This is a genomic window from Mesorhizobium tianshanense, assembly GCF_007830515.1.
GTDB classification, from domain to species: domain Bacteria; phylum Pseudomonadota; class Alphaproteobacteria; order Rhizobiales; family Rhizobiaceae; genus Mesorhizobium; species Mesorhizobium tianshanense.
Genome location: NZ_VLKT01000104.1, coordinates 1 through 14,036, shown reverse-complemented (window position 1 = coordinate 14,036; position 14,036 = coordinate 1). Strand labels below are relative to the sequence as shown.

General features: G+C 61.3%; 12 protein-coding genes and 1 pseudogene. 3 read left to right on the top strand and 10 right to left on the bottom strand.

Annotation, left to right across the window (positions count from 1 at the left end; all coding sequences use genetic code 11):
- The 9 genes and pseudogenes from IQ26_RS37540 to bglB all read right to left on the bottom strand — a co-directional run.
- A pseudogene (locus IQ26_RS37540) lies at window positions 1-177 on the bottom strand (IS110 family transposase); the annotation flags it as partial.
- Window positions 178-483: 306 nt separating this feature from the next.
- The gene (gene kduD / locus IQ26_RS37535; RefSeq protein ID WP_240547452.1) at window positions 484-1,242 is read right to left on the bottom strand and encodes a 2-dehydro-3-deoxy-D-gluconate 5-dehydrogenase KduD; all 759 of its coding nucleotides are present in this window, start codon (window positions 1,240-1,242) and stop codon (window positions 484-486) included.
- A complete protein-coding gene (locus tag IQ26_RS37530; RefSeq protein WP_145723383.1) occupies window positions 1,226-2,311 on the bottom strand; it encodes an ABC transporter ATP-binding protein in 1,086 nt (361 codons plus the stop codon). Before IQ26_RS37530 ends, kduD begins: the two co-directional genes overlap by 17 nt.
- 10 nt (window positions 2,312-2,321) lie before the next feature.
- Window positions 2,322-3,374 carry a carbohydrate ABC transporter permease gene (locus IQ26_RS37525; RefSeq protein ID WP_145723382.1) on the bottom strand — a complete coding sequence of 351 codons (1,053 nt, stop codon included), beginning with the start codon at window positions 3,372-3,374 and terminating at the stop codon, window positions 2,322-2,324.
- Window positions 3,371-4,399, bottom strand: a complete 1,029-nt coding sequence (locus IQ26_RS37520; RefSeq protein ID WP_145723381.1) for a carbohydrate ABC transporter permease — start codon at window positions 4,397-4,399, stop codon at window positions 3,371-3,373. Before IQ26_RS37520 ends, IQ26_RS37525 begins: the two co-directional genes overlap by 4 nt.
- 187 nt (window positions 4,400-4,586) lie before the next feature.
- On the bottom strand, window positions 4,587-5,855 hold the full coding sequence (locus tag IQ26_RS37515) for an ABC transporter substrate-binding protein (RefSeq protein ID WP_145723380.1): 1,269 nt from the start codon (window positions 5,853-5,855) through the stop codon (window positions 4,587-4,589).
- 81 nt (window positions 5,856-5,936) lie between these two features.
- Window positions 5,937-8,420: a pentapeptide repeat-containing protein gene (locus tag IQ26_RS37510; RefSeq protein ID WP_145723379.1), complete on the bottom strand. Its 2,484-nt coding sequence runs from the start codon at window positions 8,418-8,420 to the stop codon at window positions 5,937-5,939.
- Window positions 8,417-9,253 carry a 5-dehydro-4-deoxy-D-glucuronate isomerase gene (kduI, locus tag IQ26_RS37505; RefSeq protein WP_145723378.1) on the bottom strand — a complete coding sequence of 279 codons (837 nt, stop codon included), beginning with the start codon at window positions 9,251-9,253 and terminating at the stop codon, window positions 8,417-8,419. Before kduI ends, IQ26_RS37510 begins: the two co-directional genes overlap by 4 nt.
- A complete protein-coding gene (gene bglB, locus IQ26_RS37500; protein WP_145723377.1) occupies window positions 9,250-10,350 on the bottom strand; it encodes a beta-galactosidase BglB in 1,101 nt (366 codons plus the stop codon). Before bglB ends, kduI begins: the two co-directional genes overlap by 4 nt.
- 115 nt (window positions 10,351-10,465) lie before the next feature.
- Here bglB and IQ26_RS37495 point away from each other — a divergent pair, with 115 nt between their 5' ends.
- The 3 genes from IQ26_RS37495 (at window position 10,466) to IQ26_RS37485 (ending at window position 13,382) form a co-directional block, all read left to right on the top strand.
- A complete protein-coding gene (locus tag IQ26_RS37495) occupies window positions 10,466-11,527 on the top strand; it encodes a LacI family DNA-binding transcriptional regulator (RefSeq protein WP_145723386.1) in 1,062 nt (353 codons plus the stop codon).
- 688 nt (window positions 11,528-12,215) lie between these two features.
- The gene (locus tag IQ26_RS37490) at window positions 12,216-12,746 is read left to right on the top strand and encodes a flavodoxin domain-containing protein (protein ID WP_145723376.1); all 531 of its coding nucleotides are present in this window, start codon (window positions 12,216-12,218) and stop codon (window positions 12,744-12,746) included.
- A 69-nt stretch (window positions 12,747-12,815) separates the two neighbouring features.
- Window positions 12,816-13,382: a pyridoxamine 5'-phosphate oxidase family protein gene (locus IQ26_RS37485; RefSeq protein WP_338101657.1), complete on the top strand. Its 567-nt coding sequence runs from the start codon at window positions 12,816-12,818 to the stop codon at window positions 13,380-13,382.
- Window positions 13,383-13,579: 197 nt separating this feature from the next.
- Here the strand turns inward: IQ26_RS37485 and IQ26_RS37480 are convergent.
- On the bottom strand, window positions 13,580-14,036 hold a 457-nt coding region (locus IQ26_RS37480), incomplete at its 5' end, for a TCP-1/cpn60 chaperonin family protein (RefSeq protein ID WP_276316443.1).

Here is a 14,036-nt window from a genome sequence, read left to right as displayed (position 1 = left end):
CGACAGCGGCCCCGTCTCGAACACGACCCGCCAGGCATACGGTGCGCGCTTGCGGATCACCGCCGCGAGCAGTTGCGGGTCGGACGCGCACTTGCCCCGCCAAATCCTCTTGCCGTCCTGCCGGATCGAAATTGCCGTCTCTTTTATGGATACGTCGAGACCGATATACTGCTTCATGGCTGTCCTCCGTTCGATGCCTGGGCCCGGTGTCCATCGTGAGCCCGTTCTTCATCCTAGCGGGGGACAGCCAGCCGGCTAGAGCTCCGAACATCGCCGCCACAGCTTTGGTGGCCACCGCTCCCGCGATTACGTCATGTTCGTTCCTTGGGCCCGAAAGGGCACTGGCGCTTCCGGTCTTCGGATATTCATTTCCGGACCTACGCCAGGTGTCTGACAAGGGCGCGTTGCGACGCCATTCCTGACCTTCGGCGCAGTCCGCTAATGCTACGCTTATGCCGGTTCGACGTCATTCGTTGCCCCGCCCTACCTAACCAGCCAGCCGCCATCGACCGGCACGGTTATGCCGGTTACGTAGTTGGTGCCCGCGGCCGCGAGGAACAACACCGATGTGGCGAGGTCCTCCGGTGTGCCCCAGCGTCCCATCGGGATGCGCGCGGAAATCTGGGTGTTGCGATCGGGGTCATTGCGCAGCGCCTCGGTATTGTCCGTCTCCATATAGCCGGGAGCGATGGCGTTGACCGTGATGCCGTGCGGCGCAAGCTCATTTGCCATCGCCTTCGTCAGGCCGGCGATACCGTGCTTGGACGCCGTATAGGCCGGGACGCGAATGCCGCCCTGGAAGGACAGCATCGACGCGACGTTGATGATGCGTCCCGTCCGCTTCGTTTCGACCATGTGCCGGGCAACGGCCTGCGACAGGAGGAAGGCCGCCTTCAGATTGACGTCAATGACATCGTCCCAATCCTGCTCGGAATGGTCGAGGAGATCGGCCCGGCGGATGACGCCGGCATTATTGACAAGGATGTCGATGCCACCCAGCGTCGAGACAATTGAGCTGACGATTCTCTGCGCATCGAATTTCTGCGAAAGATCGACTTCGAGCCCATGAAAGCGCCGGCCAGCTTGGCGGACAGTTTCGGTTGTCTCCGGCATCGCCGTCGAGCCGAGCGCTGCGATATCCGCGCCCGCGCCGGCAAGTGCCAGCGCCATCCCTCTGCCGAGGCCCGTTCTTGCGCCCGTTACGAGCGCAACCTTACCCGAAAGATCAAACAGCGTGTTCAAGGCGCAGGCCTTTTTCGTTGAACAGATGGAGGGGAGCCGCCGACAGCGACAGGCGAATATCTGCCCCCGGTGCGAGGTCATGCTGTCCGGGCGCAACCACCAGAATCTTTTGTCCCGCGACGTCGGTGTGGACGATGGTTTCGGACCCGAGCGCTTCAACCAGCTTGATCTTCGCGGAAATGCCCTCAGTGTCTGTCCCGATCGAAACATGCTGGGGACGGACGCCGAGCGTTATGCGGGAACCTGTGGCTACGCTGGCATCATCGACTGGCAGATCCAACCGATGGCCGCCCGCGAAGGTTGCAACGGCCTTGCCGGTCGGCGAAAACTCCACCGAACCTTCGAGGAAATTCATGTGTGGTGACCCGATGAAGCCGGCGACGAAGCGGTTTGCGGGAGAATTGTACAGTTCCATCGGCGTGCCGATCTGCTCGATGCGGCCGGCGCGCAGCACGACGATCCTGTCGGCAAGAGTCATTGCCTCGACCTGGTCGTGCGTCACATAGATCATCGTCGCCGAAAGCCGGGAATGAAGCGCGGCGATCTCGGCGCGGGTCGAGCCGCGCAGTTCAGCGTCGAGGTTGGACAGGGGCTCATCGAGCAGGAAGGCGACTGGACGGCGTACAATCGCCCGGCCGATCGCGACGCGCTGGCGCTGGCCGCCGGAAAGCTGCCCCGGTCGACGGTCGAGATAACGCTCGATCTCCAGCATGCGCGCCGCCTCGCCGATGCGCTCGGTGATCTCCGCCGTCGGCATCTTGGTGTTTTCGAGGCCAAAGGCAAGGTTCTGGCGCACGCTCATATGGGGATAGAGGGCATAGGACTGGAAGACCATGGCAAGCCCCCGATCGGCGGCCGGGACTGAATTGACCACCTTTCCATCGATGGCCAATTCGCCGCCTGTCGGCCTTTCGAGGCCGGCGATCATACGCAAAAGCGTGGACTTGCCGCAGCCGGATGGCCCGACGAAGACGACGAACTCACCATCGGCAATCTCCAGATTGATGTCATGAAGCACGTCGATGTTGCCGAAGGATTTCGCGACCTTTGTGAGTTTGATGTGACCCATGATGCACCCCCTATTTCAGTCCGGTTCCGGCGATGCCGGTGGTGATGAAGCGCTGCAGGAAGAGAAAGACCAGAACAACGGGGATCATGGTCACGACGGTCATGGCGAGGATGAAATGCCATTGCACGTTCAGTTCGCCGGAATAGATGCTCAAGCCCACCTGCAGAGTATAGAGTTCCTTGCGCGACAGCACGATCAGCGGCCAGAGGAAGTCGTTCCAGCGCCAGACGACGGAGAAGATCGCGAGCACGGCGAGCGCTGGCGCGGTCAACGGCAGGATGATCCGCCAATAGATCTGCCATTCCGACGCCTTGTCCATGCGCGCCGCGTCGATCAGTTCGTCGGGGATGGTCAGCATGTATTGGCGCAGGATGAACACGCCGGTCGGCGTCGCCACTGTCGGCAGGATCACCCCCCAGAGATTGTTAAAGAGGCCGAGCGCCGAAACGATCGAATAAAGCGGCACCATGATCACGGACAGCGGCACCATCAGCGTCGCGAGGATCAGCAGCATGGCGAAGGTCCGGCCTCGAAACTCATACTTGCTCAACGCAAACGCGGCCATCGAATTGACGACCAGGGTGATCAGCGTCGCGGTCACCGTCACGAAGACCGAATTCCAGAGATAGCGCACGAAATCGAAATGCGTGAAGGGCTCGGTGTAGTTCTCGGCCGCAAACGACATCTGGCGGACCGGCGTTCGGTTGGCGATGTTGACCTTGACGATCTCTCCCGGTTTGACGGGGTCGACCATCTGGCTGACGACACCGATGCGCCGCACCTCGGCAAGCGTCGCCTTGCTGCCGTCGTCAAGTGTCACCTCATAGAGATCGAGCGGCTTGTCGTACGCTTCGACGGTCGCCTTCTGGGTGACATAGGGCAAGATTGTCGGGGGGAATTCAGCAAGTGCTGCCGGCGACTTGAACGACGAACCGACCAGCCAGACCGCCGGACCGAACATGATGAACACTCCGCCGACGAGCCAGACCCAGGTGACGATGTCCGTCCAGTGCCAGCCATTGCCGCCCTTGCGGCGAAAGAGAAACTCAACAGCCCGGCTCATTTGCGGCTTCCCTTCTTTTCGCTGGGGCGGCTGAGACCAAGCTGCAGCAGCGTCAGAACAACGAGCACCACGCCCATCAAGATCGATGCAGCGGCGGCAAGTCCGGGATTGCGCAGCTGGGTCGCAAATCCGGTCTCATAAATATATTGCGTCAGGTAGAGCGTGCTCGTGCCCGGACCGCCGCCCGTGAGCACGTAGACCTCATCGAAGATCTGCACGGCCCGGATCAGGACCAGCACGATCACGACGAGCAGATTGGGCATCAGCAGTGGCAGGGTGATGCGCAGGAAAACCCGCGACGTCCTTGTGCCGTCCATCTCCGCCGCTTCATAGAGGTCCTTTGGAATGGCCTGCAGGCCGGCGAGAATGATCAGCGTGTAGAAACCCATATGCGCCCAGATCGAGACGCCGACCGTCGCGGCAAAGGACCAGGTGCGATCGTTCAGCCAGACATGGGGCTCGAAGCCGAAGCTGAAGAGCCCAAAGTTCAAGAGGCCCTGCCGTTGCAGGATCCATTTCCAGATGAGACCCACGACCACGGGCGAAAGCAGCACAGGAAAGAAGAAAACCGCGCGCCAGAAGCTGCGCGCCCTGAGGTCACGATTGAGGATGAGCGCCGTGACGAGCGAAAAGCCGATCATCAGGGTAACCTGAAGAACGACGAACCAGCCCGTATTGCCGACCGCCGTCCAGAAGGTGTCCTCAACGCAGCTGTTGGGATCGAGATAGTTCGCGCAGTCGAAGAGCCGGGCGTATTGATCCGTGCCGACAAAGCTGCGGTCCGGCAGAAAAAGCGCTGTGCCGCCCGTCATGGAGTAGGCGAAGTTGATGAAGAATGGCAAAAGCACAAAGATGCCGAATATCAGCATGTTAGGTAGCAGGAAGAACGTCGCCATACCGCCCAGGCCGAAAGTCTTCTGGACCCATCGCAACGGGGCGTCGATGAAGCTCATCGCGAGGCGAACCGGGACCATGGCTAGGTCGCTCAGGCTCAGCCCGGTCCTGCCGGGTACATCTGCCGTCATGATCGCTTTCCTCAATTCGCTGATTGCTGCCGACTTCCCGTGGCTTGCGCCGCGGGGATGCCGTTCAAAGCCGACAGGATCGGCACGTTTTCCCCTTAGCGATTGCTTTCAACGGGTGATCGCGCAGGCTGCGGCAGATGGGAGTTCAGCCCCTCGCTGCCGTCCGCGAACCAATCGTCGAGCCGCGTTAGAGGCCCGAATCCTTGACCTTGGCTGCGATATCCGCATCGATGCGCGTAAAGGCTTCATCGAGCTTCATCTCGCCAGCTGCCGCCTGGCTCACGCGTGTGACGAGTGCGCCGTAGACCGTGTCGGACCAGTGCCAACCGGGCAGTTTTCGCGCGAGGTCGGACAAAGACGTCGTCGATGTCACGAAAACACCGAGCGCTGCCTTGGCCTGTGCGTCATCCGTCTTGAAGTCCAGCCCTTTTTCGACCACGCCCTTGTGAGCCGGCAGGAACAGGGTTCGCTCGGAAAATTCCTTCACGACCTCTTCGCGCGCGAGATAGTCCATGACCTTCGCAACGTCCGTCGGATTCTTCGTATATTTGATCGCTACGAGGCCGGCGCCGCCGGGCATGCCTGTGCAGGTAGCCGGACCGCATGGGCTGCCAGTCGCGACCCAGTCGAAGTTTGAGCCGATCTTGGTCGAGAAGTTCGGCACCTGCCAGGAACCGGAATAGTAGAATGCGACCTGGCCGTTGATGAAGTCGTCCGCGGCGGCCCGGTAGGTTGAACCGGCCGCGGATACCCAGACGTCCTTGCTCATCGTCCCGTCTTCAACCCAACCGACGAACTTGGATATGAAGGCCTTGGAGCCTTCATCGATTGGCGCCGGCTTTCCGTCGGCACCGATATAGTTGGCGCCATAGGAAATGTTGGGGCCTGACAGTCGATGCCCGGACCGGTCGAGCGCCATCGGGAATGGCACCTGCTGGCTTTCGGCCACCTGCTTTGCGGCCTTCGCCCAGTCATCCCATGTCGCATCCTTCGCGGGGATGGCAACGCCGGCCTGGACGAAGAGCGTCTTGTTGGCGAATCCGCCGGCAACCGTAATTTGCGTCATGAAGCCCGAAATCTGGTTCGAGCCGTCAGGGCGCATCCAGTCGGCCTGATCGCCGAAGTTCTTGTCCCAATAGGCGCCATCGGCGACCAGCGGCCGGAGATCGAGCCAGTGCTTGCTCAGCGCCTTCAGGTTTGTGACGCGAGCGATATCCGGGCCATCGCCGGCTTCGAGCTGAACCGGTAGCTGTTCGCGCACTACGCTGTAAGACACATTGTCGATGACGACATTGATGTCGGGATTTTCCTTCATGAAGCGATCGACGAGGTCCTTGAGGACTTCGCCCTCGACGCCATCGGAGTACCACATGATGCGCACTTCCCCGGCGATTGCCGCCGTGGACGTCATAAGCCCAACGGCGAATGCCGCGAGCATTGTTCTGGTCTTGGTCATTGTCTTCCTCCTCTTGTGTACGAGCCTTCTCCCACTCGCGGATAAACGTCGCGCCGGCCTTCTCCCGCCAGCGCTTCGCAGTTAACTGGCGGCCAGCATGGTGACCTCACCGGCAACCGTGAATTCCTTCGGTGAAACGACCCGGCGTTCGGCTTCCGTCGAGCCGTCCTTTCGGAAAATGACCGCGCCATAGTCGGGGTCTTGGATGACCAGCGAGCCGTTGGCGGTCTCCTCGACCTCAAGCGATGCAAATCTGCTCTCCACGTCGTCAAGCCCCGAGGCTTCGCAGACCCGCACGATCCAGCGCGTGCTGCGGCCGTATTGGCGCAGTTCCGCATTGGCGGAAGGGCCGTGCTCTACCAACTGTAAGTCGGCGCTGCCCAATAGTATTACCGCCCCCCCGCTAGAGCACGCCATGGCGAGGCGTCCCCGGATTGTGCTCTCGTCGAATTCGGCGATCGGGAACCAGGCATGAGTGAAATCCGGCTGCTCGTCGAAGGTGGAAAAATCGAGTACGGCCAGCCCCCGAAACTGGTGCGCGCGGGGGAGGGAGCCGCAACCACCCCAAAAGGACGGCCGGCCGTACCCGAACTGAATTGTCTCGCCCGGATGATTGATCCAGACCGCGGCCTCCGGCCGCTCACCGAGGCGCAGATGGAGGACCGTTTCCTGATAGCCCCATTCGTTCCAGCGATAATCGGCGGCGGAGCCCATCGCGAAATCGCGGCTCTTGTAGTGATAGAGCGCCGCAAACCTGTTCTCGCCTTGAGCAAACCGCCATTCCTGATGCTCGTCCGCCTGATGGCAGGCGACGGCGACCAGGCTTTCCGGCACGACCAGACCATGGTCGCGCAGGCAGACTGCTAGATGCGGTAGAGCGTGAACGCGACGGCCATACCAACCCACGCCCCAGAGCAGGCGAGCGACACCCGAAAGCTCGAGCGAGCGGCCGGCGCAGAGCGTGTGCTCGTAGGAACGCCCTTGCGCCGCAGTCACCATGCCATGGTGAGCCGAGCGGGCGATCACTTCGCACAGGCGAATGATGCCTTTCCTGGCACGATCAACGATGTCGGCGTCGGGCGACAGGGCGGCGAGCGCGGTCAGGCCCTTGAGGTCGATCGGGAAATAGGGTGCGGAATTGAACTCCGCCATTTCCCATGCCTCGAAATGATCGAGCCATGCCCGAACACGGGCGGCGCCGACGGCGTTCTGCTCGGCGCCGGTGCGTCCGGAACGGGCAAAGGTTTTATCCGATAGCAGATGTCCGGCCAGATAGGCGGAGGTGTGGAACAGAAGCGCGTGGTTCTCTGAGAAGTACCACTGCACGTCGTTTCCGGGCTCGTCCATCCAGTAGCGGAAACCAAGGATGGCCTTGTCGATGCGGGCTCGCGTCGCCTCGCCGATGTCCATGCCCCAGACGGTGCGGGACCAGATCAGCGGGACGAGTGAGAAGTCGGCGCAGTCGTGGCAGTCCTCGATCGACGGCAGGATTTCCTCGATCATGGCATCCGTGTCCGCGCCAGCGCGCCCGCTTGCCAGACGCGCGAAGGCACGAACCGTATCGCGCTCGGAAAATTCGGAGACTTCGTCGAGCGCTTCCGTGATCCGGTCGGAGAGCACAGGCGGTGCTGTCCCTTGGCGGCCCGTATGGCAGATCTCGACGCCCAGAGACCGCGAGGAGATGAACCCGCCGACGTTCAGCGTGATCCGGAAATGACGGAAATCGGCCGGTGCGTTCTCCGACGGACCGATGACCAGATGTGTATCGCCCGCCTTGAGAACGAAGTCATAGTCGAAGCGTTCGGTCGACATGAAATCGCCTTCAACGGCGACATTGACGTCGACATCCACCGGGAGTGACTCAGCGAAAAGCAGGTTGATATCCCCGCTGAAATAGGCGGTCTTATCGAAATGCATGCCTTCGAGGGCCGCCTCGATCGCATCTGCGACGCCACCCTCGATCGGTACCGGCACGGCAACGTTCGCTCGTGGCCCTTCCAGGTAGTCGAGCTGGAAGAAATAGCGCGCATCGCGCTCGGCAAGGTCGTCGAAGAAGATGATGATCTCGTTGATCCCGGCCTTCAGCGGCAGCGCAAACTCCGACTTCGCCTCGAGATTGCGTCCGTAGGGGGCGGTCCAGCCGATTTCGATGCCATTCAACCATAGGACCGCGCCCCCGCAGGTGCCCAGGCGGATCGTCGCTGTTCCGGCGTCTTCCGCGGCAACGAACGTGCGCGCCCAGGTGGCCAATCGTGTCGGGCGGAACCAGAATCCGGAAAGATCGACCCGCGGCGAACCGAAGGGCAGCCACCAGCGGACGGCGTCGAATGAACCACGGACATCCGGCCGCTTGCCGCGGTAGCGCTCGGCAAAGATCGTCCGGCACGGATATTCGTGCGGTATGAAGTTCTTGTGCTTGGTCAGGAAGAAGAAGGGGTCCATCTCTCCCTTCATCGGCGCGTCCGGCACGTCGAAGCGGTCCTCGGCGATAGCTCCGAGCTGCCAGTAGCGAATGGCTGCGCCCGGCGTCAGGTCCTTCTTCATATGCAACTTCATGTTGATCATTTCAGCTCTGCCAGGGCCACCGGGGCCACGTCGTTGTATTCTTGGTTCTCTCCGGTCATGCCCCAGACGAAGGCGTAGGGTCCCGTGCCTGCGCCCATATGGATCGACCAAGCCGGCGAGAGCACGGCGTCTCCGTTGGCGACGACCAGATGGCGCGTTTCCTCCGGCTGGCCCATCAGATGGATCAACCGCTCTTCTGGCGCCATGTCGAAATAGCAGTAGGCCTCCATTCGGCGCTCATGCAGATGGGGCGGCATGGTGTTCCACACGCTGCCTTCGGCAAGGTCGGTAATGCCCATCAGCAGCAGGCATGAGGGCGCCACTTCCGGATGGATGTACATGGCGAGCCGGCGCTTGTTCGACCGGCGGCTATCGCCGAGATCAAGTGGCTTCGATTCCGCCCTGGTGATCAGCCGGTGAGGAATGTCGGCGCCGGCCGGCACCGAGTTCATGTAGAACCGGGCAGGAGCGTCGCCCGAGTGGCTCGCCACCGAAATTTCACGAGCGCCACGTCCAACATAGAGAACATCGCGGTTCTGGAGCGTGAAGAGCCGGCCATCAACGGTCGCGGTGCCGGTGCCACCCAGATTGGCAATACCCATTTCGCGCGCCGACAGGAGGTAAGACGTACCGATGTCGGCGCCGGACCCAAAGGTCACGCTTCTGGCGATCGGCATGGCGCCACCGAGAAGCAAACGATCGACATGCGTATAGGTGAAGCTCGCCATATCCGCCGCAAACAGGTCGGTGATCAGGAACGCAGCCCGCAGGCGCTCGGTATCGTAGGCCTTGATGTCCTCGGGCGCCGCCCCGTACAAAATCTTTATCGTCATGCCGCTTGCTCTTCTGCGCCGACATGCTGGAGGGCTTCGGAAAGGCACAGAATTGCCAAGGCCTGCCCATAACCTGTCGGCTGGATTGGAATGTCTCGGTAAAACTGAAGGTCGTGGCCCATGCGGGTGCCGTAGGAAACGTTGAGCACTGTGCCAGCCGCGTCGATGTTGTTCATGACCGCTTGCAGCGCCTTCAACCCTGCGGCACGCCAGGCCGGTGTCCCGAGGCCAAGCCGGTAACCCTTGAGCAGGCCGTAGCCGATGCCGGCGGTCGCAGAGATCTCTTCGTAAGACGAGTCGTCGTCGAGCAGCGTGCGCCAGGCGCCGGATGCCACCTGTAGCGGTAGCAGCGCATTGACTTGGGTGGTGAGAACGCCCTGCAGGTAGTCCTTCACCGGCGTCGCTATCTCGGCGAGGTCGAAAAGATCGAGAATGCCGGCCGTGATCCAGGCATTGCCGCGCGCCCAGCGGGCTCTCGCGAAATTGTGCCGGCCATTAAAGGTCCAGCCATGGAACCACAAGCCTGTATGGGTGTCGGAAAGATAACGTGCATGAACAAGGAACTGCCGCGACGCTTCGTCAACCAGTTCCCGCCGGCCGCTCGCCTGACCGTAGGAAGCCAGGAACAAGGCCACCATATAGAGCGTGTCGTCCCACAGTTCGTTGTCGTTGACCTTGTCGGAAACGTGATGCTCGAAACCACCTTCCGGCGTCCGTCCCATTTCGGCGATCACGCGGGTGGCCCAATCGTCCAGCAGCGGCTTCCAGCGCGCATTTCCCGTCTTTGCCCAGAGAACGGAGAGGCCGAGCATCGGAGCTGTCGTGTTAACGTTGAGTTCGGGCAAGCCGGCCTCGAATCTGGCCTCGTACCAGTTTTCTACCAGCTGGCGCAGATCGTCACGTTCGGTGAAGAGCCAGAGCCGAATGAGGCCGTAGAGGCCGACGCCTTGCGGCCATTCCCAGCTGTCGAAGCTGATGTAGTCGCCGGCAGTGCCATTGAGATTCGGCTCATGGAAACGGCCGTCGTGTTTCAGGCCGGTCATGCCGTCGACGAGACGCTTCAAACCATTGCGAATTTCGTGGCCATTCAGGGCCATGGCGCTCCCTCCCAACCGTCCGCTCTTCGGCGGCTTCCATGATCAAAATAAATGCACAAAGGTTCTTCTTGCGCAAACTGAAAATTTTTCTCATAATTGCGGCAGGAGGTCCGAAATGACTGTGAAACCGTTGCCGGGCAAGCGCGGCAAGAAGAGCAAGCGGGTTCGTCTGGAGGACATCGCCGAGGCATGCGGGGTTTCGCTAAGCACGGCCTCGCGGGCGCTCGCAGGTGAAAAAGGCGTCCGGCCTGAGGTCCGACAGCAGGTTCTGGAGGCAGCCAAGCTCGCCAACTATGTGATCCCAACCGCGGTTGCCGGGCAAAAGGTTATTCTCGCCGCATCAAGCGCCGCAATGATTGACTATGTGCGCAACCAGTTCACCTTGTACGTGCTCGAAGGTCTTAAAGAACGTGGCCAGGCGTTGGGGCTGGAAATCGTGACACGACCGATCGCCGACAGGGCGGAGGAGTTGAATATTCTCAAGGAGGCTAGAGAAGACCCTCAGGTCGCCGGTCTCCTCTTCCTGACAATAGATGACGAGGGCATGCTTGCGGCGACACGCGGCTTCGACAAGCCGGTGGTGCTGCTCAATGGCGACGACCCTTTCATGCGGCTATCCAGCGTCACACCCTGCAACCGCTCAAGCGCGCGGCTTGCAGCCGATCATTTGATCGAGCTTGGTCACGAACGCATCCTGTTTTTGATGCGGCCGGGTCGGCGCACCATTGAGCGGCGTTACGAGGGCTGGCAAGACGCCCTGCGGCACCGTGGGCTTCCGGTTGACGCTGGTCTGGTGGTGCCGGTCGAGGACTGGTTGCCCGAGTTGGCGGCGCAAGCCATAGCAACGCGCATCGAGGCACGCGGCCTGGACTTCACTGCCGTCCTTGCCGCTGGCGATAGCCTGGCCGTCGGCGCCATGATGGGCGTTCAGCAACAGGGCTATTCAGTGCCCGGGGACGTCTCGGTAGTGGGAATGGACGACCTGCCGCAGGCGGCGTTCCTAAATCCACCGTTGACGACGATGCATATCCCCATGCGCGAAATCGGCTCGGTAGCACTCGACCTTTTGCGCGATAGCCTGTCTGGTTTGCCGATGCCCCCTCGCCGTGTCGAACTCGCGTGTCATCTCGTTGAGCGCGCCTCCACAGGACCGTGCCGGCCCATTTCCATTGTGTAGACAGGCGCCAGTCACGACCTCCCAATAAAGTCCAAACACCCGGTGCGTCAGTGCGGCATGAATCGACCGAAGTTATCCAATGTCGGGAACTGACCCCGTTCCAGATCTACGTCGTACCTCAATTGTAGGTCCGGATCGGGTCACAACTTCTCGACCGTCGCCATCGCCGCTCCGTCCCCGACCCAACGGCATCGTTCATCGTCATCAACGTTGTGCTAAGGACGCAACGCGCCCTTCGCGCGTCTTTTCGCTTGAAAAAGGTCATGGAAGGGCTCCGCCCTCGGCGCGCTTCGGAGCGCCTTCCGCCCAACTTCGGTCGCTTCGCTCCCTGCAGCCGGTTCCCCGCGAAGGCGCCCACTCCGGTTGCACACCCGCTGCTCGCCGCGAGGCAGGGCTGCAGCGCAGTGCTGCGCCGCACCCCGACCTCAAGACCGGCATGGATGGGAAGGCTGACCGCCCCGCGGTGGATGGTCGTAGTCGGATGGCTTGCGGTGCTGATCATGGCTCTGGTCACGATAGGGTTCTTCGTGCTCAAAGCGCCCAGTTCGCAGCGAAAGTGGTTCGTGAAGCCTATTCCATGAGCTATAATGCGGTGAATTGCTGTTGCGAAGCATTGAGGTACCGGCATGCCGGGGTGGTTCGTATCGATCGTCCCTATGAATGTATCTTCCGCTGTCGGAGGGACATCGTGAACGTCCTGATTGTCTATGCAACGACCGAAGGGCAGACGCGGAAAATTGCCGCACGGACGGCAACGCATATTCGCGAGCACGGGCACCAAGTCGAGCTGCAAGATAGCGCAGCGCTCGCATCCGATTTGAAGCTCGGACCCTTCGACGCGTTCGTCATTGCCGCGTCGGTCCACCAGGAGCACCACCAGGAAATCGTCACGAACTTCGTGTTTGCCCATCACGAACTGCTGAACACTAAGCCTTCAGCCCTCATATCCGTCAGTCTGTCGGCGGCGCTGGAAGACCAAAAGACGGAAGCGCAAAACTACGTGGATCGCTTCGTCTCCGTGACAGGGTGGCAACCACGCATGACCCTCCTTCTCGGGGGTGCTTTGCGCTTCACCAAGTACGATTACTTCCAGGAGCAGTTCGTCAGGTTCGTCGCCATGAAACGCAGCGGCGATCCGAGCCCCGAGCGCGATCACGAATTCACTGACTGGAACGCCCTCGCCGACTTCGCTGATCGATTTCTTGAGACGGCCGGCTAAACAAGGAGGTGCCTGAGTCCGGCGCAGCTTGCATCGACGCACCCTTCGCCGTCTTTGCCGGCGTGGCGCATGAACATGGGGTATAGCAGCCCCGCGAGCGATCGCGAATCCAGTGGAAGCAAGAAGTCCGCTTCCGCGGCATCGAGATGTACAGAGCGAAGCTCGCTCGTTCACCAGGGGAGTCCCGTGATCGTCAGTGAGATGACCGCCCAAGAATGCAGGATGCACCTGGCCGCGAGCAGGGTCGGACGCCTCGCTTGCGTAAGAGACGGGATGCCGTACGTCGTGCCAATCAGCTTCGTTTACCAGGACGGCCACATCTACAGCTTCTCCCTGATTGGTCACAAGGTCTGGGCGATGCAGGGACATCCTCAGGTTTGCTTCGAAGTCGACGAGATTCGCAGCCCCCGCAGCTGGTGGAGTGTCATTGCCTTCGGTCGCTACGAAGAACTCTCCGAAGCAGGCCCCCGGCAGAATGAGCGCGACCATGCATGGTCGCTGTTGCAGAAAGCGCGCCCCAACTGGTGGGAACCTGGCAGCGAGACACCTCACTCCGAGGACAATGTGGCCAGTCCGCCTCACCTCTTCTTCCGCATCAACATCGAGAAGATCACAGGCCGTCGTGCCCTCGTCTGACCGGCTCAGTCTAGTTATGATCGCGCAGGCCGAACATCGGCAACACAGCGACTTTCGCCTTCGCGAATTGAATTGGCAAGGTCGCGCCCTGAGCCGACCTTGCATAGCATACCGTGATCCTCGACGACTTGTCTCACCTCGATAGCGGACGAGATCATTGTTGGTGGTCGCGAGCCCGGATTACGGCCGCGAAGCGGTCAGAAATCCAAATCCATATCGTGATGATGATGCTCGTGACCGGGAAGCTCCGGCGGCGGCGGGCCAGGGATTTCGGCCACCATGGCCTCCGTCATGATGAGGAGGCCCGCCACCGAGGCCGCGCCCTGGAGCGCCGTTCGCACCACCTTGGCCGGGTCGATGATGCCCTTCGACACCAGATCCCCGTAAACGCCCGATTGGGCATCGTAGCCATAGGCGTTATCGTCGTTTTCGAGTATCCCGGCGATGACGACCGAGCCTTCCAGGCCGGCATTGATCGCGATCTGCCGAGCCGGCCAGGTGATCGCCTTCCTGACGATCGCGATGCCGACCTGCTGGTCCTCGTTGCCGCCCTTGAGCTTCTTGAGCGCCCTGCCGGCGCGCAGCAAGGCGACCCCGCCGCCCGGGAGAATGCCCTCCGCGACCGCGGCTCTTGTCGCGTTCATCGCGTCATCG